Source organism: Marisediminitalea sp. (assembly GCF_984433645.1).
The window spans coordinates 3395-25493 of the sequence record NZ_CFIDRX010000013.1 but is presented as its reverse complement, the minus strand read 5'-3'; the positions used below and the strand labels follow the sequence as shown (position 1 = coordinate 25493).

The 22099-nt window shown below is 46.5% G+C and carries 16 protein-coding genes; 12 read left to right on the top strand and 4 right to left on the bottom strand.

Going from position 1 to position 22099, the window contains the following annotated elements:
• The first annotated feature begins 99 nt into the window (after positions 1 to 99).
• The 9 genes from AC4MRN_RS03310 to AC4MRN_RS03270 all read left to right on the top strand — a co-directional run bounded on the left by AC4MRN_RS03310 (position 100) and on the right by AC4MRN_RS03270 (position 11101).
• Positions 100 to 2367 (top strand): polysaccharide lyase 6 family protein, encoded by a 2268-nt coding sequence (locus AC4MRN_RS03310; RefSeq protein WP_491202514.1) that lies wholly within the window; start codon positions 100 to 102, stop codon positions 2365 to 2367.
• Positions 2368 to 2372: 5 nt separating this feature from the next.
• Positions 2373 to 4571: a heparinase II/III domain-containing protein gene (locus tag AC4MRN_RS03305; protein ID WP_491202513.1), complete on the top strand. Its 2199-nt coding sequence runs from the start codon at positions 2373 to 2375 to the stop codon at positions 4569 to 4571.
• Between the two features lie 10 nt (positions 4572 to 4581).
• Complete coding sequence (locus AC4MRN_RS03300) at positions 4582 to 4926, top strand: cupin domain-containing protein (RefSeq protein ID WP_073323235.1); 345 nt, start codon at positions 4582 to 4584, stop codon at positions 4924 to 4926.
• Positions 4927 to 4929: 3 nt separating this feature from the next.
• Positions 4930 to 6234, top strand: a complete 1305-nt coding sequence (locus tag AC4MRN_RS03295) for an MFS transporter (protein WP_487964773.1) — start codon at positions 4930 to 4932, stop codon at positions 6232 to 6234.
• 78 nt (positions 6235 to 6312) lie between these two features.
• Positions 6313 to 7245, top strand: a complete 933-nt coding sequence (locus tag AC4MRN_RS03290; RefSeq protein WP_491202512.1) for a sugar kinase — start codon at positions 6313 to 6315, stop codon at positions 7243 to 7245.
• Positions 7246 to 7392: 147 nt separating this feature from the next.
• Positions 7393 to 8013, top strand: a complete 621-nt coding sequence (gene eda, locus AC4MRN_RS03285; protein ID WP_073323241.1) for a bifunctional 4-hydroxy-2-oxoglutarate aldolase/2-dehydro-3-deoxy-phosphogluconate aldolase — start codon at positions 7393 to 7395, stop codon at positions 8011 to 8013.
• A 9-nt stretch (positions 8014 to 8022) separates the two neighbouring features.
• Complete coding sequence (fbaA, locus tag AC4MRN_RS03280) at positions 8023 to 9105, top strand: class II fructose-bisphosphate aldolase (RefSeq protein ID WP_487964774.1); 1083 nt, start codon at positions 8023 to 8025, stop codon at positions 9103 to 9105.
• Positions 9102 to 10100: a class 1 fructose-bisphosphatase gene (locus AC4MRN_RS03275; protein WP_491202511.1), complete on the top strand. Its 999-nt coding sequence runs from the start codon at positions 9102 to 9104 to the stop codon at positions 10098 to 10100. The genes fbaA and AC4MRN_RS03275 overlap by 4 nt, the downstream gene beginning before the upstream one ends.
• A gap of 20 nt (positions 10101 to 10120) precedes the next feature.
• Entirely contained in the window at positions 10121 to 11101 is a 981-nt protein-coding gene (locus AC4MRN_RS03270) for a polysaccharide lyase family 7 protein (RefSeq protein ID WP_139241576.1), read from the top strand.
• Between the two features lie 94 nt (positions 11102 to 11195).
• On the opposite strand, the gene AC4MRN_RS03265 is transcribed toward AC4MRN_RS03270, so the two are convergent.
• The 3 genes from AC4MRN_RS03265 to AC4MRN_RS03255 form a co-directional block, all read right to left on the bottom strand.
• On the bottom strand, positions 11196 to 12545 hold the full coding sequence (locus AC4MRN_RS03265) for a polysaccharide lyase family 7 protein (RefSeq protein WP_491202510.1): 1350 nt from the start codon (positions 12543 to 12545) through the stop codon (positions 11196 to 11198).
• Positions 12546 to 12674: 129 nt separating this feature from the next.
• A complete protein-coding gene (locus AC4MRN_RS03260) occupies positions 12675 to 13946 on the bottom strand; it encodes an Nramp family divalent metal transporter (RefSeq protein WP_491202509.1) in 1272 nt (423 codons plus the stop codon).
• Between the two features lie 30 nt (positions 13947 to 13976).
• On the bottom strand, positions 13977 to 15041 hold the full coding sequence (locus AC4MRN_RS03255; RefSeq protein ID WP_370240118.1) for a class I mannose-6-phosphate isomerase: 1065 nt from the start codon (positions 15039 to 15041) through the stop codon (positions 13977 to 13979).
• 423 nt (positions 15042 to 15464) lie between these two features.
• Here AC4MRN_RS03255 and AC4MRN_RS03250 point away from each other — a divergent pair, with 423 nt between their 5' ends.
• Positions 15465 to 18476 (top strand): TonB-dependent receptor, encoded by a 3012-nt coding sequence (locus tag AC4MRN_RS03250; protein ID WP_491202508.1) that lies wholly within the window; start codon positions 15465 to 15467, stop codon positions 18474 to 18476.
• Between the two features lie 125 nt (positions 18477 to 18601).
• Here AC4MRN_RS03250 and AC4MRN_RS03245 read toward each other — a convergent pair whose 3' ends face one another.
• A complete protein-coding gene (locus AC4MRN_RS03245; protein ID WP_073323256.1) occupies positions 18602 to 19333 on the bottom strand; it encodes a FadR/GntR family transcriptional regulator in 732 nt (243 codons plus the stop codon).
• A 333-nt stretch (positions 19334 to 19666) separates the two neighbouring features.
• Between AC4MRN_RS03245 and AC4MRN_RS03240 the strand changes: the two genes are divergently transcribed.
• On the top strand, positions 19667 to 20398 hold the full coding sequence (locus tag AC4MRN_RS03240) for a FadR/GntR family transcriptional regulator (protein WP_491202507.1): 732 nt from the start codon (positions 19667 to 19669) through the stop codon (positions 20396 to 20398).
• A gap of 295 nt (positions 20399 to 20693) precedes the next feature.
• Positions 20694 to 22099, top strand: a 1406-nt coding sequence (locus tag AC4MRN_RS03235; protein ID WP_491202506.1) for a Cache 3/Cache 2 fusion domain-containing protein, incomplete at its 3' end; no start/stop codon positions are given.

Genomic DNA, 22099 nt, shown 5'->3' with positions numbered 1-22099 from the left:
AAAATAAGCCCGCGCTTGATTCTGGGCAGCGGGCTTCAACGACACTTAACAGAATCGCCGGTTATGCCTAAAGCCAGCCCATAAAAACACGAGTGTATAATGCGAATACTAAACCTACTGCTAGTGACCACTGCCATATTACTGATGGTACACATGTCATCAAACCTCGCTGCCAAAGAATATTTGGTAGACACCCCACAAGCCTACCAGGACATAGCAGATCAACTAAAACCTGGCGACATTGTTAAATTAAAAAATGGTGTCTGGCAGGATTTCGAAATACTACTGCAGGCCAAAGGAACAGAGAAGTCAGTAATTACCCTTACTGCAGAAACCAAAGGTAAGGTTATTTTAAGTGGTAAAAGTAATCTTCGATTAGCCGGTGAATATCTGGAGGTTTCCGGTTTAGTATTTAAAAACGGTTATACGCCTAGCTCAGCTGTAATCGAATTCCGTCGAAACAAAGATGAATTAGCTTACCACTCAAGGGTTACGGAAGTCGTGATCGATAACTACAACAACCCGGACAAGCAGGAATCCGACTATTGGATCGCACTTTACGGCCGTCATAATCGAATAGACCATAACCATATCGTTGGTAAACGCAATAAAGGCGTCACCGTTGCAGTAAGATTAAACAGTGAGAACAGTCAGCAAAATTACCACCGTATCGACCATAATTATTTTGGTTATCGACCTACCTTTGGCTCCAATGGCGGGGAAACGCTGCGCATTGGCACAAGCCATTACTCTCTGACTGATTCGCACACCTTGGTGGAAAACAACTACTTCGAACATACCAATGGAGAAGTAGAAATCATTTCTATCAAATCGGGTAAAAATATACTCAGAAACAATGTGTTCTTCGAGGCCAGAGGCACACTCACTATGCGACATGGCAATGGCAACCTCATAGAAGACAATGTATTCATTGGCAATAACGTACCGCATACCGGCGGTATACGCGTCATCAATCGCGATCAAATTATTCGTAACAATTACCTTGAAGGCTTGACAGGATATCGATTTGGCAGTGGTTTTACCGTTATGAACGGTGTGCCAAACTCGCCCATTAACCGCTATCATCAGGTAGATAATGCAACTATTGAGCACAATACTTTTATCAATGTTAAACATATTCATTTAGCCGCAGGCAGTGACAAAGAGCGTAGCGCAGTTCCAATCAACAGCGTGTTTCGCAATAATCTGATTGTTAACGAGCAAAGCTCTCATCCTTTCAGTATTTTCGACGACATAAGCGGTATCGCCTTTTCGGGCAATGTGAGTAATCAATCAGTTCCGGAAGCCATTAAATCTGGGTTCAGTATCAAGGATGTTGAGTTAAGAAAGCCGGATTTGGACATACTCTACTCGACACCTGACCCGGTCACCGCCGGCGCAAAACGAACTGCTCCTGTTTTAAACAAAGCTCAAACAGGTGTTAACTGGTATCCGAAAACGTTAGCTGAAACGCCGTTTAACACGGGTGCAGAACATATGGTTCAAGCAGATGTAAAAACGCTGCTTTCAACAATAGAAAAAGCCAAATCAGGCGACATTCTGGTGCTTGATGCAGGAACGTTTATTGTTCCCAAGCTCATTTCGCTTGATAAAACGTTAACAATAAAAGCGAAACAGACAGGTACCGTGACCCTGGCTTTTGAACGCACCGCCCTGTTCGAAATTACAGACGGTGGCAATCTGATGCTCGAAGGTTTAACACTATCAGGTCAGTACAGCCCGGATGCCGCTGGTAACAGCGTAATAAGAACCCAAAAATGGGGTATGCTTAACAATTACCGATTTGTAATGCAGAACTGCATCGTTGAGCAGCTTGACGTCAATCACTCTTTTCATTTCTTTAGTACTGGCAAAGGTGCCTTTGCTGACAGTATCGAATTATCCGGCAATACCTTTCGTGATGTAACCGGGGATATCCTGCAACTCAATAGTGAAATTGAAGATTTGGGTATCTACAACGCTGAATATGTCACGCTGGCTGATAACACCTTTTCCCGCGTGCAAGGTGCCATCGTGAAACTTTATCGGGGTGGAACTGATGAAAGTACGTTCGGACCACACTTCTCAATGACAAACAATACGCTAGATGGGACAGGCAAAGGCAAACGGAATAAACAGGCTGCCAGTATCTATCTGCACGGCGTGCAGGTCACAGATATCAGTAATAATTCGTTTTCCGACAGCGCTCCGATCGTACTGGAGCATACGGTAGGTGAACCCAATTCATCCATTACAAACAATGTATTCAAAGCAACTTCGGCCCCTGTGATCAAAGAGCTTCGCGTTAACGGCCCACATACTGCCATTGTTGAAAATAATACCATCGAGACCGGCGACAAGAGGTAATTGTCATGCAAGTAACCCGAATCAAACCCTTTTTCATACTGCTCATGGCGTTAATGCTATCAGCCTGCGCAGAGGCGGCACACCCGAACCTGGTAATTACCTCCGATAACATAGAACAAATGCGCGCTGCTATCGATGAGCCTGGCCGTTTCAAGAACGCATTTGATAAACAACGCCATATGGTCGACGAACTGATCAAACACCCGATCGTCGTTCCCGTACCAAAAGACGGTGGCGGCGGTTACACACATGAGCAACACAAGAAAAACTATCAGCTTATGTACAATACGGGCGTTATGTATCAGCTAACCCAGGACAAACGTTATGCAGATTATGTGCGTGATATGCTGCTGGCTTATGCCGATTTGTACCCAACACTGGATGTGCACCCCAAACGCAAAGTAAAAGCGCAAAACCCAGGCAAATTGTTCTGGCAAAGCCTGAATGAGGCAATGTGGCTGGTGTATACCATCCAGGCCTATGATCTTATTTACGACGCATTAAACAGCTCGCAAATCAAGACTATCGAAGACAACTTACTGAAACCAGTGGCTTTGTTTTTATCTGAAGGACAACCATCGACATTCAATAAGGTGCACAACCACGGAACGTGGGCAACTGCCGGCGTGGGAATGGCTGGCTATGTCATGAATGAACCTGAATGGGTTGAAAAGTCGCTTTATGACCTGGACAAATCAGGCAAAGGCGGCTTCCTCAAACAACTGGATATATTGTTTTCCCCACAAGGTTATTACAACGAAGGTCCCTATTACCATCGATTCGCGCTATTGCCATTTGTCACTTTTGCTCGCGCTATCGAAAATAACGAACCAGACAGAGCTATTTTTCAACATCGTAATGGCGTGTTGTTAAAGGCAATCTATGCCGCAATTGACCTCAGTTACAACGGGTTATTCTTTCCTATTAATGATGCGATAAAAAGCAAAGGCACTGACACCATAGAACTGGTTCACGGTGTCGCTGCTGCTTATGCTCTTACCAACGATAATCGCCTGTTGGACATTGCAAAGCAACAAAACCAGATAGTGTTAACCGGTGATGGACTAAAAGTCGCTCGCGCACTGGACAATAATCTTGCGCAGCCTTACCAATACCAATCTACCGCATTCGGGGATGGCAGTAACGGAGACGAAGGCGCGCTTGTGGTTATGCGCAGTGACATAGATGGAGAGCAAGCGCTTTTATTCAAGCCTGCATCACAGGGTTTGGGACACGGTCATTTTGATAAACTGACCTGGCAATTTTATGATCGTGGAAACGAAATAGTCTCTGACTATGGTGCAGCACGATTTCTTAATGTCGAAGCAAAATACGGTGGACGTTACCTTCCGGAAAACGAATCCTACGCCAAACAAACCGTAGCGCACAACACCGTTGTTGTAGATGAAACCAGCCACTTCAACGGTGATGTATCGGAAGGTAATGCCAACGCCCCCACTCTGGACTTTTTCGAAACAACTGATAAAGGTACTGTGTCAGCAGGCAGTATTGATACTGCGTATGCAGGCGTACAACTGTCTCGCACACTGGCACTGGTTAACCTGCCAGATTTATCACGAACCATCGCTATCGATATCTTCAATGTCATTGCCGATCAAGCCCACCAGTTGGACTTACCGCTGCATTATCAGGGGCAGTTAATCGATACCAACTTTGCCATCGAGGCTAATACTGATTTACTAAAACCCGTCGGTAAAAATCAGGGGTATCAGCATTTATGGCAAAAAGGTCAGGCAACGCCAGAAGCCGGTCTGGCCCGCGTCACATGGCTAAATGAAAACGGACGTTTTTATACTCAGACAACCCTGACCGACGGGACTGAGTCCTTTATTTTTACTCAAATTGGTGCAAATGATCCTAACTTTAACCTGCGTAATGAACACGGCTTCATACGTCGGGTAAGGGGCGTTTCTCAACACCGTTTTATTTCAGTCCTGGAACCACACGGTGAATACAACCCCTCTAAAGAGTTCACCCTGAACGCGGTGAGCCAGGTCACATCTCTCGAGTATTCAGAACAAGGTTCACTGAGTCTGATTGAAGTTACTGTTGAAGGTCGTCAATTTTTGGTGGCTATCAATGGTACAGAGGACGCACAGGCTAATAGCACCGAATTTTCATACAAGAATCATCAGTACAACTTAGACGACCGTCTTGGCGTTTACGTACTTTCGAACCACTAGGAGTTACATCATGCAAAAACAAAGCCCTCTCTTTTCATTTGGCAACGACACCAAAATCGAAGACCTAGGTGGTGGCTTGAAACGTCAAATGCTCGGTTTCAACGAAGAACTTATGGCTGTGAAAGTCTGGTTCGATAAAGGCGCAGAAGGCTACGTTCACAAACACCGTCACTCGCAGGTCACGTACGTCGTCGAAGGTGAATTTCACTTCAGCATTAATGGTGAAGTACACATTCTTAAGCCTGGTGACAGCTGCTTAATACCGCCGTACGCAGAACATGGCGCGATCTGTCCAACAGGCGGCGTTCTCATAGATACCTTTAGTCCGCCCCGCGAAGATTTTATTGAGGAGTAAACAATGAAAATAAATGGATTGCGCTGGTGGGTTATTGCGCTCATTGCATTGGCTACCATCATCAATTACATAGATCGCCAGGCACTAAGCGTCTTATGGCCTGATATTGTTGAAGATCTTTTCCCTGATAAAGATGCACTCGAACGCAAACAAATTTATGCCAATATCTCTATTGTTTTCGTATTTGCCTATGCGTTTGGCCAGGCCATATTTGGAAAGATTTTCGATTGGGTAGGTACACGTATCGGCTTCGTCTTGTCGATTGGTGTATGGTCGCTGGCTACCGTCGCTCACGCCTTTGCTCAAGGTGTACTCAGTTTCAGTTTTTTCCGTGCCATTCTGGGAATAGCAGAAGCGGGAAACTGGCCGGGTGCGGCAAAAGGGAACGCAGAATGGTTTCCTACAAAAGAGCGTGCTCTCGCCCAAGGTATATTCAACTCAGGCGCAGCAATTGGCGGCATTGTAGCAATACCACTTATCGCACTACTTACCATTTATTTTAGCTGGCAAATGGTATTTGTTGTGGTCGGTCTCGCAGGTTTTCTCTGGTTGGTACCCTGGTTAATTCTGGTTAAAGCGCCACCAGGCAGCCACCCTTGGATCACTGCAGAAGAACGCGAATACATCCTAACCGGTCAACGTGCTTCGTCACAACAGACTGACGCCAATGGCGGTGACGATGAATACAACCCTTCTACAGCAGAACTACTGGGTCGAAAACAAAGCTGGGGGGTCATTATTGCCTCAGCAGCTATCGATCCTATCTGGTGGCTGTTCGTGTTTTGGATCCCGATATACCTCAATGAGGTCTATGCCATGGATGTTAAATCGATTGGCATTTATGGGTGGGTGCCCTATGTTGGCGCGATGTTTGGAGCCTGGTTTGGCGGCCTGCTGGCACAAAACAGACTCAAGGCCGGCTGGAGCACTGATAAAACCCGTAAGCTGACGATCACACTGGGTTGCCTGATTATGCTACCCGCTCTACTCGCCATGGCTAATCCTGGCGCACCGGTTATTGCGGTTCTGATCATGGCTGTTATTCTGTTCGGATTTCAGACCGCCATTGGCAATGTGCAAACCCTGCCCAGTGATTTACTGGGTAAGAAAGCTGTGGGTACGCTATCGGGATTCTCCGGTATGGCAGCTAAGCTTGGAGCGGTAGGACTCACCTCGCTGGTGCCCTACTTAACCGCTGATGGTAACTACACCCCAGCCTTTGTTATCGGTGCCTCTCTGGCCATTATTGCTATGGCTGCAATATGGGTGCTTATTCCCAAAATCGAGCCACTAAAAAAACCTGAGTAACGGGTTGTCCACGGTGACGTCCTGGCTGTTTTTGCGGACGTCACTTACCAGCACTTTTATTGAGAATTCGCACGCGTTATGAACAAAATATTTTTCTTAGGCGAATGTATGGTTGAGTTGCGCGCCATAGACGATAACACGATGGAACAGTCGTTCGCCGGTGATGTATACAATTCTGCAGTGTATTTACAACGCTGCTTCCCGGGCATTAAAGCCGGCATGGTTACAGCCGTAGGTACCGACGCATTGAGCGAGAAGATGATTCAGAAGTTTCACCATGAATCACTCGATACGACATTTGTATTCCAGCACAAGGATAAGGTCCCAGGCTTATATTTAATAAAAACAGATGCCGTCGGAGAACGCAGTTTCACCTACTGGCGAAGTGACGCTGCTGCCAGATACCTGATGGACTTCCTGAACGACGATGTAGCCGGATTATTTAAGACTGGAGATGCACTGTTTATATCGGGCATTTCTCTGGCCGTGATAACTCCCGCAGCACGTTCAGCATTGTGGAGTTTACTTGAACAGCTCAAGTCTCGCGGTGTTACTCTCATTTTCGATCCCAATTATCGGGCGAGACTGTGGTCTTCCACTGATGAAGCCATTACCGCATTTCAACGCGCATTCCAACTAGCTGACATAGCTTTACCTGGCGTGGAAGACCTCGAAGTGCTCTTTGGTATTTCAAACGCAGAAGCTGCTATTGAATACTGTCAGTCATTTGGCATACGAGAGATCGTTGTTAAAAACGGACCCGAATCAGTACTGACTTATGCCAATGGGCAGTTACAAAAACACCCAATAACACCAGTAACAAAGGTAGTGGATACCACCTCTGCCGGTGATGCATTTAACGGTGTCTATCTGGGGGCACGTATTCAGAACCGTTCGATCAGCGATGCTGTACAACTGGCTGCGACCGCTGCCGGAACAGTTATCCAGCACCCCGGAGCCATTACACCGGCAGCCGCTTTTCGAGCAGCAATGGCTACAGCTGGCATTTAGTTTACGAACCGGAGGTCATAACTGGCCAGATAAATGTGAGCCTCCTATTTTCAAACGCGGCGCCAATAAACGAAGCCTTCGCGCCGCTTTCATTTCGTTATACAGGCAGCCCCCGGGCTCCTACAATTACTTGAGAGAGAGAACATCATGAACCGCTTTTCCGAATTAATGTCCGGGCAAACCCTACTACCTATTATCCAGGCTGAGACCCCACAACAAGGCGTTAGTATTGCTCAGGCAATGGCTGATGCAGGACTAGGACTGGTTGAAGTTGTGCTTCGAACTGACGCCTCACTTGAAGCGCTGAAGGCAATAAAAGCAGCTGTTCCAAGTTTACGCGTTGGTGCGGGTACCGTTACCAACGTCGATATTTTACAAGAGGCAATCAATGCCGGTTCTGATTTTATTGTTACTCCCGCTGTCTCGCCCTCGCTATTGAGTGAACTCACACGTTGCAAGGTACCGGTTTTACCCGGCGTGTCGAATACGGGCGACATACTAATGGCTCTTGAGTTTGGCTTTGAAGAGCAAAAACTATTCCCAGCCTCCCTTTCTGGTGGTGCGCCATTTCTATCAGCCGTATCTTCTGTATTTCAAACAGCCCGGTTCTGCCCAACTGGTGGAGTCAATCCACAAAACAAGATGGACTATCTTTCATTGAACAATGTCTTTGCTGTTGGCGGTACCTGGGTGGCCAAAAAAGAATGGGTAACCAGTGAAAACTGGGAGGCGATTACGGCTGCCTGTGTCGATGCACTGGAAGCGTAGGAGCATGCTATGACCTTCTTATCACATTCAGTTTCACCCGGCGTAGCAGTAGGAGAAAGCGTTAGCACTATTTATAAGCATGCACGGACTCACCAGTATGCCCTGCCCGCTGTCAATGTTGTCGGTACACAATCTGTCAACGCAACACTCGAAGCTGCAAAATCCGTACAATCACCGGTTATCATTCAACTATCTAATGGTGGTGCGCAGTTTTTTGCTGGTAAAGGGCTGACCTTACCCGGCCAGGAGTCCGCGGTACTGGGCGCGGTTGCCGCTGCCCGTTATGTGCATACTGTTGCTGAACATTACGGCGTGCCAGTCATGTTACATACTGATCATGCAGCTAAGTCGCTGCTTCCCTGGATTGATGGGCTATTAGACGCTGGAGAAGCGCATTTTGCTGCAACAGGAAGCCCTTTATTCAGCTCACACATGATCGATTTGTCTGAAGAACCTTTGGAAGAAAACATTGCCCTTTGTGAGCAGTATCTTACCAGAATGGCCAAGATGGGCATGACGTTGGAAATTGAGCTTGGCTGCACGGGCGGAGAAGAGGATGGCGTAGATAATACCCACCTTGATAATGCTGCTCTTTACACCCGGCCAGAAGATGTCGCATACGCTTATGATCGCCTGAGTAAAATTAGTCCAAACTTTATTATCGCGGCTTCATTTGGCAACGTGCACGGCGTTTACAAACCAGGGAATGTCGTGCTTACGCCTACCATACTCAGAGACTCTCAGGCTTATGTTTCAGATACATTCGGGCTCCCCGAGAACAGCCTGAATTTCGTGTTTCACGGTGGCAGTGGTTCAGAGCCAGAAAAAATCGCCGAATCACTAGGATATGGTGTCGTAAAGATGAACATTGATACCGATACACAGTGGGCGAGCTGGCAGGGTGTGCACACCTATTACCAGCAAAAACATGCCTATTTAGCGACACAGATCGGCAACCCCGAAGGCGACGACAAGCCCAATAAAAAATACTATGACCCTCGTGTTTGGCTGCGACATGCTGAGCGTCATATGGTCTCTCGCCTGATCCAGTGTTTCACCGATTTAAACTGCGTAAACCGGTATCAGCAATGAAGCGTTTAATTCCCATACTCAAACAGGATAAGGTCGATACTGACCTTATCCTGCTAATCAGAACGATTCTGGCCGCCAGTAAGGAAATTGCGTTTCGAGTCAGCCAGGGCGAATTGGCAGGCATTCTTGGGTCAACGCTTGATGAAAATATACAGGGGGAAATTCAGAAAAAACTCGATGTAGTAGCAAACCAGCTATTGAAAGATATGCTGTTAGACGACGACAATGTTGCGGCAATTGCATCAGAAGAAGAACCCGACGTCGTTCCAGGCCACCAGCACGGTAAATATATTGTTGCCTTTGATCCGCTAGACGGCTCTTCAAACATTGATGTTAATGGGCAGATTGGCACCATATTCACGATATACCCGGTTCGACCGGATGTCCCTTTCAACTGTGAGCGTCAATTTGCTCAGCCTGGCCATCAGCAGGTATGTGCGGGCTATGTCCTTTATGGCCCATCCTCCTTGTTAGTCATGTCAACCGGGGGGCCAACCCGATGTTATACCCTCGATTTAACACATGGGGGCTACCTGTTAACGCGTTCCGAAATGCAAATCCCTACCGACAGCAAAGAGTTTGCCGTCAATATGGCGAATTATCGTTATTGGGCTGACCCGGTCAGGGGATACTTCAATCAACTGCTGTCTCATCCGAATTTCGCCAATAGTACCCTGCGATGGAATGCCGCCATGGTAGGAGATATCCATAGAGTATTAAGCCGCGGAGGTATGTTTGTGTACCCCGAGGACAGCCGTGTTGGGAACGAAAACGGCAAAATTCGGCTACTTTACGAAGCTAACCCGTTAGCCATGTTGGTAGAAGGCGCAGGCGGAATAGCGACCGCGTCTGGTCAGCGTATCCTGTCAATCCACCCCGACTCACTGCATCAGCGAGTACCTGTAGCGATGGGTTCAGCTTCGCAAGTTGCTGTCCTAAACCAGTATCTACACGATCGGGCTTTTGATGAATCAATCACTCATTCAACGAATTAAGGACGTCTGAGGTATATACAATGAAATCAACAATAATAAAAATCATCGGCCCGTTTTTGTTGTTTGCACTTCTCATGATGGCTGCAAATAACAGTCGCGCTCAGACTATCTCATTACCACTTTCACACCAGCAACTCGAAGAGGGAGTCCTATTGGGGAGCACCCATAAGCTAGACCCAACCCTTCCTCCCAGTGGTAACTTTGATCTTCTGGACTGGAGTCTGACATTACCCACTGACCTCAATCAGGACAACAAAGCCGATATGATATATGAACAACCTCTATCTGACGGTTTTGAACTTAAACCCTTGTTTTACACTGCTGCTGATGGCGGGATGGTGTTCGCCTGCCCCAATGAAGGTGCAAAAACATCCAGCAATACCAAATATGCTCGCACCGAATTACGGGAAATGCTGAGACGCGGAAATACCGGCATGAAAACCCAAGGTATTACAGGAAACAACTGGGTGTTCAGTGGCGCACATGGCTCAGCAAAACGCGAGGCGGGTGCCATAGAAGGGAGCCTGGAAGCAACATTGGCAGTTAATCGAGTCTCAGTTAGCGGTGACGAAAAAAAGGTAGGCAGGGTAATCATTGGTCAAATACATGCAACCGATGATGAACCCATTCGTCTCTATTACCGAAAACTCCCCAACAATAAAAAAGGCTCAGTGTATTTTGCCCACGAAATAAATGGCGGTGACGATATCTGGGTTAACCTGGTGGGTTCACGCTCTCACACGTTGAGTGACCCGGAAGAAGGCATCGAACTTAATGAAAAGTTTAGCTACAAAATTACGGTAGAAAACAGCATTCTTCACGTCACGCTAATTCGGCAAAATAAACCCAATATCAGCCGTTCTATAGACATGAGCGAAAGCGGTTATCATAAAAATAACCAGTATATGTATTTTAAAGCGGGTGTTTACAACCAGAACAATAGCGGTGAGCCCCGCGATTTCGTACAGGCAACGTTTTATTACCTGGCCAATATTCACTGATTCTCTTATACCATCTGCAGTTTCCTGCAGATGGTATAGTGCTGCAAACTGACTACCTCATAGTCCTACAACTACCCAACTGTTCGTTATCGCTTCATTCACTGGCTGCGTAGCCTTTGTGGGCATTTCGAATTTCATAGAAGGTCGCCTGCGCATACTCAGACGGGAGGCTGGAATTGTTCAGGTGATAAACACCAACTTTAAAATACATGTATTGCCCATCTGCATCATAAAGGCTGTTACTCATGTCATAGTTGGCCACGACGTCTGCTTTACCCTCGCGTGACAAAGTCACCGTGAGCAGATTCATTTCTACGCTGATACGATAAGTAAATACCTCATTGAGTGCTATCCCGTCAGTAGGATCTGCTGCGCTGTTGCTTCGTGTGCCAAGCATCTCGACATAGGTCTCAATATTGTCTCCATTCGTATCTGTCTGCCTGCTCTCGTGGGCGAAATAGATTGCGCCTCGCTCATTTTCCGGCAGTTTTCGGTAATACAGCCGTATAGGCTCGTCGTCATTGGCATGAATTTGCCCTATAACCAGCCGGCCTATCTGGTAATTTTCACCCGTTGTCGTGACCTTATTGACCGCCATTTTTACGTGTAAATCTCCGTCAACGCCCCCTGCGTCTTGCTGTTGTTGTGCCGATGCACTACCAAATACCCAATTATTTTTATTCACTCCCTGCGTTCGAATATCAGGATCGCCACGGCGCAGCATTTCTCTTAATTCAACCCGCACATAATTCGTATTGGTTGAGGTTTTATATCCATAGCTAGGCGAGCGCATCACTATCCCATTATCCTCAGACGCATAAAAAAATTCAGAATGGGTATAACCATTCGCCAGCTCAGATTCTGAGATCGTATCTGATCTGCCATTACCATCTTCATCAGTGGGAATGCTCAAATACCAGTCTAATAAATCAATGCCTACTTCATTTGGGAAAATATCAGCAAACTCCCCTGTCGCCTCAGCACAACGGTGAGCGCGGATTTCTACTATGCCAGACTCCGCCATGGTAGAACTGCCATTGAGCCGTACTTTAATATACCTAGCATTGACGGTATCAAAGGAGTGCAATTCAAAGCCACTATGTTTGCCACTGGACTCTCCCCCTGTGATAACGGGCGTCCATTCTTGTGCGTTGCCCGATACCTCTACATCGAAATAAACACGTAGCTCACTGCCCCGAAACCATTTAACCGTAAGCGCACTTATTTGTACTTCACGGCCCATATCTAGCGTAATTTCATTGTTTGTTGCAGAACTTTGCCAGCGGGAAACTGACGAGAAATCACCGTCGATGGCTTTGCTTGCGTCGTATACACTGGTGCTGGACTCATCGTCAGAAGCACTGACAAAAGCATATAGCTCATTATCGCAGTCAGATTGTTTGGGCTCCTCCTCCGCGACTAACGGCGGTGATGTTGGCAACACAGTGCTCCCACCTCCTCCTCCGCAGCCAAGCAAGACGCCCACCGCACAGAAACAAAACCAACGTACCCCTCGCGCAAAATAGGTAGCTGCACACATAACAATAACCCTCAGTTTTTCTACTAAATTGAATCAGGTTGGCATTAGCATTTGCCAGACCCCAGACAAGCCCAGGTATGCCGTAAATATTGAAAAAAGTAATATGGCGATAAGAATAAGATTCTGCAGAGTATTCAGGCGATACTGTCCCATGAGTGATTTACAATTAGACAGATACAATATGCAAACAACGGTTAACGGCAGGATCACGGCGTTTAGCGCCTGATATACGATCATGACAAGGACGGGTCTGGCATTAAAGATGGGGACGACTAAGCCCAAAAGTGACACGCCAAAAACCAACAACCTGAATTTCATCAACGTCATATCGCGAGGTATACCTGAGTAATCGCAAATGAGCCAAGGCAACATAAGGATATTCGGGAATTGTGACGATACACCGGCAGCAACCAGGCCTGTAGCAAATAGCGACACGGCAAACTGCCCCGCTAACGGCTCTAATAACTCGATCATTTGTGCTACATTTATCAAAGGTGTGCCTGCTATGTGCAGAGTGCCAGCTGACGCCGCCATAATAGATGCGCTGATAACAAACATGAGTACTACTGAGAACGCAGCGTCATTGCGCTGGTTAGCGTAATGAGCAAGTGTCCAGCCTGCCTCCTTAACCAAAGTGGTGCGTATAATAAATAGGCCAGAAAATACTGTCGTGCCAATCAGCGACGCAGTGACTAGAAACGGCGATTCAGCACTGTATGCAGATATTGAGGGCAATCTTGGAATAAGCCCTGACACTATTGACTCAGGTGTAGGCAAGAGCAAAAAAGCATTCAATAGAAAACATGCCGACATGATGGCCACTACTATCGCCAGAAATCGCTCAAAAAAACGGGTATTACCGCGCCAGAAAATGACATACACGAGAGTGATAAAAAACAGAGCAAACCAAACAGGGTGAATGCCTTTATCGGTCCACACCAGAGACCAGCGGTAACAAATATCGGCCACAATGCCCATTACCCCCATAACACTCCCGCATACACCTACCCCTAAAGCAAAAATAAAAAATAGACTGACCCAGGGATGAATATGTTGTTTAAATGCCTGTAATGCCGTTTGGCCGGTGACGAGGGTAAAACGGCCGTACAGGTTAATCATAAAGAAAGTACAACAGCACGATAATAACAATGCCCACAGCAATGACATACCATAGTCGGCACCGGCTTTGGCCATAGTCGTAACGCTGCCAGTGCCAATATTAAAGCCTAGAAGAAATATTCCCGGCAGTACCATGGAAAGTAGTTGTCGGGCGCGTTTGCTTGAACTAAAAGGACGGCTGGCCATAAGGTCTCCGGGTGATGCTGTTAATAACGTCTACAGTCCGCCTGGATAACATTCCAGTACCGTCATGTTTTGATCACTGTGGTAGCTAAATGCCTCTACGCCGGCCGGGCAAAAAAAACGATCCCATTGATTCAGCATTAATGACTGGTTTTCCGTTTTAATCATCCCGCAGCCTTCTGCGACAATACCGTAAAAGCAAGAAGTCTCACGGCGAGAGAAGATGCCTTTTGTTGTCGCGCGCCTTACACGAAAACATGGCGTGTGATGGGAATCTATTAGACTTTCCAGCCTATTTCCGCCGTTTTCATCTAGTATTAATTCAGGCGAACAACGAAATGTCGAATCAATGCTTTCGCCTGTTACAGGTGAAAAGTCAAACACGTCAAGCGCGGTTTCAATATCGCGATTCATAAAACGTGCGGCTTCCGGAATAACGTATCCGCATCGCTCGAACTCAAATCGCACGGCTAGATCTGACGGCTCCATTATTTCCAGCATCAAAATCCCTTCTCCTAAAGCATGGGGCCTTCCCCCTGGAATAAGAAAGACGTCCCCGGGTTTTACCGGGATTTTGTCAAAGCAACCTTCTATCTCGTCGATATTCTGTTGTTCAATCCAGCTCTTTAACTGTTTGCGGGAAGGAGGGCGTTGGAACCCCGCGTAAATATAAGGTTGTTGTATGTCATCTCTTATGGCTAATATGACATAAGCTTCTGTTTTACCGCGAGAAGAGCCTAATCGCTGCTTAGCAAATTCTCGGCTGGGGTGAACCTGAAAATGCAAACGAGTCGCACTGTCCAGATACTTAACCAGTGGCACATCCTCTACTTCACAATCCTGGCCAAGATAAAAATCAGGTTCACTCAAAACCAGTGATTTAAACGGCGTTAACTCGCCGCTTTCACTTGTAATCATACTCAGACCTTCCGATAGGGCTTCTCTGCCCGCATTTGTCGCCTGAACCATCGAGCCGATCCAATCTTCAGGAAAACTGCTGTCTGCTGGACATGCCTTTTTCTGCATTTCGTCCAACAACTTACCTCCCTGGTATGTGCGCCAGACTCGGTTTGCTGCAAATTTAATAATGCCAGACATGGTCATTCCTTATCGCTTAACATTCACAACAAATTAACCAAATGACAATTATTGGTCAACCAATATTTCAATCAGATTCACAGTAAACAATAGAAAAAAGAAACAACCAGCTAACTAGTGGCGGCATGAACGCGCTGCACATCGTCACGTAAAAACTCAAATCAACAATTACGGACAAAATACTAAGCAACTGATATCTATAACCATTTTGACCTACACGTAAGAGAAACAACATCACCACTATCACCACAAACTATATTGGTAATAAACAAACAAAAACAAATTAAGCCAAATTATATTACCAAAAGGTTGACCTATTGACATTTACCTGTAAATATAACGTAAACGCTTTGTGAAACTTTTACTGGCCATGCAAAGCAAATTGGTAATACGCTATGAAACTGAAAGACACAGGAAAACACTATGGGGCACAAACTATCTAAAATTTCCCTGGCGGTACTCTCAGCCACTGCACTGCAGGTCTCATCGGCTGCGCTCGCTCAGGAATCGGCAACCGAATCTTCACCAGATGCAGATCTGGTCGAAGTCATTCAGGTCTCGGGAATTCGACAATCACTTACTAATGCGCTAGCAGAAAAGCGCTCATCAGATAACCTGATTGAAGTTATTCAAGCAGTGGATATCGGAAAATTACCTGATCAGAACCTGGCTGAAGTATTAGAAAACGTCACGGGTATTCAGATTACTCGTACTGCGGGGATTGGTACAGGTGTTCAAATCCGTGGTACTAATGCGAACCGCACCGAAATCAATGGGGTATCGACAGTGGGCTCTGGCTCAGGTCGTGGCGGTATTGATTTTGAAGACGTTAACGCATCTATTATTTCCGCGGTAGAAGTGACCAAATCACCAGAGGCAAAAACCATTGAAGGTTCCGTGGGTGGCACAGTGAACCTGAGAACAATTCGACCTCTGGAGCTCACTGAAACGCTTGGCAATATTCGCGTTCAGGGTGAGGATAGCAGTCTAACCACTGACGGTATGCAACCACGGATATCGGGTGCATTTGGTAAGAACTGGGAAACCAGCTCAGGTAAATTTGGTTTCGTGTTAAGTGGTAGCTATACCGAACAGGAAGCAACGTCATTTCGTCCTCGTGTCGACCGCGATGGTGGCCTGGTAGAAAATGTTAATGCAACGGTAGTTCGCGGCGGCAATGAACAGGATCCATCTGCACGCCCTGCAGCTCAAAGCTTTGATTTTGTTGGTATTCAATTCCTGAACCAGGAACTTGAAAACTACGAATATGAAACCAAAAATCTGGCTGCATCATTTGAATGGGCTCCCAATGACAACACCAAATTTTTCTTCGATGCAGTCATCAATGATCAGGAACGTCGTCAGGATAGCTCAAGGGTTCAGGGCTCGGGTGTTAGCAGTGTATTGGACTACAATGTGCCCAGTGAATTCGAAACCGTAAACTTTGGTACACTTGATGGCGTTGTCCTCGGCAGCATTCCAGTCGCCGTTCGTGGCGTCATCGAGCCTAACCTGGATGTCGATGATGACGATCCAAATTTACGTTTTTCCAGCGATACCGGTGCCCGTGTCACCAAAAGCGAGATTTTCCGTATTGGTGGTGAATGGCAAGGCGATCACTTATTCGCAAGTGTCGAATTATCAAGCTCAACGTCTGACACGGTAAATCCGAATTTAAGCACTACGCTTAATTTCATTAACCCGAATGCGCCATTAGACGGCACCAGTAACGATAACAGCGTTCCTTTTATTTATGACCTTACCGGCGGTGCTCTTACATTTGGGATAAACTTCGACTCACCATACGCACCTACCGTAGATGATCTGCTAAACCCCAATAACGTTGTTTTGGATGCAGTTACTGTAGGACGTGATACCACTGAAAATTCAGAAGATGCATTTCGCGCAGACTTTACGTATTTCTTCGATAATGACTATCTGATGTCAGTAGACTTTGGTTACCGATTCAACAAATCAGCAAGTACTTTCGATGACGTTGGTTCAAGTATTGGTTTAAGCCGCATGTCTGACAGTCCTAATGGTTCTCTGTTTGCAGACTTACTTGTGCCTGGCCCGAGTAATTTCGGTTCCGCTGATGGAAGAGAGCTGGCGTTTCGAAACTTTCTGCTTATTGATCCCAATCTGTCGTTCAATGATCCGGAGCGCGTACTGAGCAGCTTACAGGATGCACTTGCCTCTCAACCCGGAGCCCGCACCCTGTCAGATCCATCTTCCAGTACTACGGCTTTCTTTGACATCGAAGAAAAAACACATGCTCTGTATGCTCAGGCAAATTTCGAATACGGTATTTTCCGTGGTAACTTCGGTGCGCGATATGTGCAAACCGATATCGACTCTTTGGGCAACACTGTTGCAGAAGGTAGTGACGTGGTAACACAAGTCACGACCAGCGGTGACTACAGTTTCTTTTTACCAAGACTGAACATTGTGGCAAATCCTGCTGATGACGTATTGGTACGTTTAGGCTGGGGCAAAGATATTCGCCGCCCGAACTTTGACGCACTCTCTACCTCGGTAGAGTTCGGTACCGGCCCGAACAATGCTGTTCAAATCGGTAACCCAGACTTAGAACCTGAAGAGGTTGTCTCCTTTGATATCGCCGCGGAATGGTACTTTGCACCTGCGGCCGTTGTTAGCATGGGTTACTTCCACAAAAAACGGACCAACCTGTTTGTTACTCAGTTAGAAGATGTAGAAGTGGATGAAAATGGCTACCGGGATATCACAGCCCCCTGTGAGGGCGGCGGTATTTTCAACCCACTGCCAGACCGTAATGTACTATCAGACGTAGACGGTAATGGTTTGTGTGTCCCCATTGAGACCACTATCAATGATTCAGGCAGCACTACTCAGCAAGGTTTGGAATTTGCTGTACAGTACGATCTGTCTGAATTTGAAAGCGAGCTCGGTTGGGCGTCAGGATTTGGTATTCTGGCCAATTATACCATTCAGGATTTTGATGGCGGTGACGCAACCGATTCGTCAGCGACTCGTGGTACCGACATTTTCAATGCGATTAATGGTATATACGACGATAGTCAGTTTGTGACTGTCGAGGCAGTCCAGGGATTACTCGATTTCTCAGAGAACGCTTACAACGTTACTGTTTTCTATGAGAAGTTCGGACTTTCTGCGCGGGTAAGATATACCTGGCGTGAAGCGTTCCGTACAGACGATACCGCCGGCGGGGCAACACGCAACAGTACGCTGGGCTTCCCGGTTGTCACCCATGACCGTGGCCAGTTGAACGCCAGTGTAAACTACGATGTAAATGAAAAGCTCAATGTGGGTGTTGAGGCCATTAACCTGACCAAGTCTGACGTCACCCAGTCTTGTGTTAACGAGGGCGCGCTGTTGTGCTTCCAAGGGTTAACTGACCGACGTCTTACAGTAGGCGCCAGCTACCGTTTTTAACTCCCTTCCAATTGAGTTAACGTAAAAAAGTAAGTCTTCGGACTTACTTTTTTTGCCATCCAGAATGTGCAAACAAAAAAGCCAGCAACAAATGCTGGCTTTTCAACGTTGAATCAACTCACGGATTACTGCGTGAGATGAGAAATAGAATACAAGCCTCTGGTTTCATCAGTTTTGCGTTTAATCTCTTCCAGCGCACGTGCCTCACTGGCAGCAAACAACGCATTAATCAAACGGTTGAAGTGACTATGCATGGCTTTTCTGGCTGTCGATGAATCCTTTTTTGCTATCGCTTCATAGATAGCGGTGTGTTCCTGTAACCTGTCGTTTATACTCTGCGAACAAACATCCTGGTAAGCAGCAATGATTTCCGGGTCGGTTCTGCGAATATCCCACAAGTTATTAATCGACATTTCAATGGCATTGTTACGCGTCGCTTTGGCAATGATCTCATGAAAATGTAAATCAGCCTCTTCAGCCAACTTTGGGTTTTTCATATCGATGAGAGTCTGCTTTAGCGCCTCGAGTTCATCTGGCTGAATCGTAGCAGCAGCAAGCGCGGCCGCTTCACCTTCTACCAGGGCTCTGGCTTGAGTCAATTCAAAAGCGCTAATCGGTTTGGACTGTTTTTCTTCCCGTGTAGATTGCGTGACATATACCCCTGAACTGGTCTTAACTTCTACCCGCTCGCGAACTTCTAACGCAATAATGGCTTCGCGAATAGTAGGTCTACTGACGTCGTACATCTCTGCCAATTCTCGCTCCGGGGGAAGCCGGCTGCCGGGCGGATAGACACCTTGGTCAATCAAATCTTCTAGTTTTTCTACAACTGTCCAAAAGCGACGACGCTTTTTCATGGTACCGATCCCCTAAAACTCTGTACTTATTATAAGAAGTGCTCTGTGCGATTGTAGCCTGAATTATTTATCTCATGCAAAGCACAGACTAAATTGTTAAACACTCGTTAATCAGTTGATAAAACAAATTCAAACCAATAAAATACTATTGGTCAACCATTTTAATCAAAACCAATACGTTACTAACGAATACACACCCATTTATGAGTACATAGTGGTTTTGTAACACTTAACATGACCCATATATATCGTGACACACCGTAATTGTATGACATTTTTATAGCAGATTACAAAATGGTATGACCAACAAATGTGACTAAAAGAGAAATCGCGATGAAAACACGGCGTTTATTTTGGAATATAGTGAATAATGTCGAAGCATTAATCGACAGTGGGGTCTACTCTGCCGGTAGTCGGCTTCCCCCGGAGCGAGAATTGGCAGAGATGTACGACGTCAGTAGACCTACTATTCGCGAAGCCATTATTGCGTTAGAAGTTCGCGAGCGGGTAGAAGTTAAGACCGGTTCAGGCGTCTATGTAACGGCTCAACATACCACTGCTTTAGCGGAAAGAATCATTAGTGCTTTTGAATTGACTCAAGCCAGAGCCCTGGTAGAAGGTGAAGCGGCCGCGCTCGCTGCACACTCAATCACTGATGCTGAACTGCAGGCTATTCAGCAAACTCTGTCTGATATGAAAACGGCAGACAATGCCGATCAGGCTGATCAACGATTCCATGCCATTATTGCTGAGGCCACCAGAAACACGGCTGTCGTAAATTGCGTGGAGAACCTTTGGCACATTCGACGGACGTCACCACGGATAATAGATGCTTACAGTGATGTTTGCTCGCAAAGCTGCGAACAGCGCCTTCAGGAACACACCAAAATTTACAATGCCATATCTAACCGCGATGCATGTGCTGCACGCCGCGCCATGCATGACCATTTCAACAGATTAATCAATGCGTTATTCGATGCCAGCGAGGCGAAGGCACTTGAGGAAATTAAGCGTAAGACAGATAAAACGCGGGATTTATATTCACTATCTCACTTACGGCAATAGATACGAAAAAAGGGCGTAACGCCCTTTACTTTCATACTTAGGGTACTCTAATGAGTTTATTTTTCAGCCCTTTAATTATTACCAATTTGTTGACCAAAATCAACTACCCCATCACTTTAATTACGTTTGTATAAGCGTTGTACATACTGCTGATTTTAATACTTGTTCTGGTTTTATCGTTTTTCCCTGATTCCAATTCCCCTTTTACGCAAGATAAACTACATTTATTGCTGAATAACAATCTAACCATTGGCACAGGGATGCGTTGCCTCAGGAAGTTTTAGTGGGAGCCCCTATGTCTATTCAGCGTAAGTTTTTAGCTGCTATTTCCATCGTGATTGCCGTATTTGCTCTTGTCATTGCGGGCATTACGGTGTTTACCACAGCGTCATCTGTCGACGAACAGGTTGCAAAACAGAAACAGCAGGTTGCCGATCGTTTACTCAACATTCTTACTGTTACTGATAGCCTTATACAGGAACGGGTTAAGAGCAGTATGACCTTGTTGAAGCAACGCGGCCTTGACATTGGCATGCCATCACAGGGCGACAATGTGATGGTAAAAACGACCTCAGCCAGACAGTTATACCTTGGTAATCAGCCCCAGGCCAATGACTTTACGCTGGTTGACAACCTGACCGCCGTCATGGGCGGTACTGCAACACTTTTCAGTAAAACGGGTGAAGATTACATACGGGTTAGCACCAACGTTATCAAAGACGGACAGCGCGCAATAGGCACTAAGTTAGCACCACAAGGCAAAGCGATGGCAAACATCGTTAAGGGCACAGCCTACTATGGTGCCGTCGATATCCTCGGCAGCCCTTATCTGACCGGCTATGAACCAATGAAAAACGCCGCAGGACAAGTCATCGGCATCTGGTATGTGGGTTATTCTGCTGATCTGAAGGTCCTCGAACAAGCCATTAGCCAAAGCCGCCTGCTGGAAGAAGGCTTTGTAGCTTTGCGCGACGGCAAAGGTAATATTCGCATGCACTCCAGCCATATTAACGATGCCGACGTTGAGCGAGCGCTGCAAGACAAGGATGCATGGTCTTCTGTAGTTGTCCCCTTTGAAAAATGGGGCTATGACCTGGTTCTGGTTGCTTCGGAGAGTGAGAAATCCGGCATGGTCAGCGCAGCGGTATTCACTGTCCTGATTAAGATAATCCTCGCCAGTGCCGCTGTGTTAGCCACTATATTTGTGCTGATTAACCATATCGTTGGCAAGCCTTTGGATGAATTCATCACCGTCGTTAACGATCTTGCATCTGGTGAGGGTAACCTCACGTTTCGTTTTAATGCTGCCAGAAGTGATGAATTTGGCCAGATGTCACGGGGGTTCAATAAGCTACTTGAACAATTGCAGCACACATTGCAATCCGTCTCATCCGCTACAGATGCAATGCTGAGCCAGTCTCAACAACTTAACGACACGGCACAGCGTTCCAGTAACAGCGTATCGGCCTTGTCGAACGAATCGAAGGCCATCGACAGTGCCATTACTCAGCTTCAGCAAAACGCCGCGGCGGTGTGTGAAAATATAGAACGCGCGTCAGAAGCAGCGTCGGCCGCAGATGCTGATACGCGCACCAGTGTCAGTGTATTGTCTGCAACCATCAAAGACATCGAGGCGCAGGCTCAGGATGTTGATGCGTCCGTCCAGGTAATAAATGAGCTGGCTAAAGCCAGCGAAGAAAT

What these genes read in the sequence shown, in the direction of transcription:
- AC4MRN_RS03310 (WP_491202514.1), top strand. Translation starts at nt 100, where the DNA reads ATGCGAATACTAAACCTACTGCTAGTGACCACTGCCATATTACTGATG.
- AC4MRN_RS03305 (WP_491202513.1), top strand. Translation starts at nt 2,373, where the DNA reads ATGCAAGTAACCCGAATCAAACCCTTTTTCATACTGCTCATGGCGTTA.
- AC4MRN_RS03300 (WP_073323235.1), top strand. Translation starts at nt 4,582, where the DNA reads ATGCAAAAACAAAGCCCTCTCTTTTCATTTGGCAACGACACCAAAATC.
- AC4MRN_RS03295 (WP_487964773.1), top strand. Translation starts at nt 4,930, where the DNA reads ATGAAAATAAATGGATTGCGCTGGTGGGTTATTGCGCTCATTGCATTG.
- AC4MRN_RS03290 (WP_491202512.1), top strand. Translation starts at nt 6,313, where the DNA reads ATGAACAAAATATTTTTCTTAGGCGAATGTATGGTTGAGTTGCGCGCC.
- eda (WP_073323241.1), top strand. Translation starts at nt 7,393, where the DNA reads ATGAACCGCTTTTCCGAATTAATGTCCGGGCAAACCCTACTACCTATT.
- fbaA (WP_487964774.1), top strand. Translation starts at nt 8,023, where the DNA reads ATGACCTTCTTATCACATTCAGTTTCACCCGGCGTAGCAGTAGGAGAA.
- AC4MRN_RS03275 (WP_491202511.1), top strand. Translation starts at nt 9,102, where the DNA reads ATGAAGCGTTTAATTCCCATACTCAAACAGGATAAGGTCGATACTGAC.
- AC4MRN_RS03270 (WP_139241576.1), top strand. Translation starts at nt 10,121, where the DNA reads ATGAAATCAACAATAATAAAAATCATCGGCCCGTTTTTGTTGTTTGCA.
- AC4MRN_RS03260 (WP_491202509.1), bottom strand. Translation starts at nt 13,946, where the DNA reads ATGGCCAGCCGTCCTTTTAGTTCAAGCAAACGCGCCCGACAACTACTT.
- AC4MRN_RS03255 (WP_370240118.1), bottom strand. Translation starts at nt 15,041, where the DNA reads ATGTCTGGCATTATTAAATTTGCAGCAAACCGAGTCTGGCGCACATAC.
- AC4MRN_RS03250 (WP_491202508.1), top strand. Translation starts at nt 15,465, where the DNA reads ATGGGGCACAAACTATCTAAAATTTCCCTGGCGGTACTCTCAGCCACT.
- AC4MRN_RS03245 (WP_073323256.1), bottom strand. Translation starts at nt 19,333, where the DNA reads ATGAAAAAGCGTCGTCGCTTTTGGACAGTTGTAGAAAAACTAGAAGAT.
- AC4MRN_RS03240 (WP_491202507.1), top strand. Translation starts at nt 19,667, where the DNA reads ATGAAAACACGGCGTTTATTTTGGAATATAGTGAATAATGTCGAAGCA.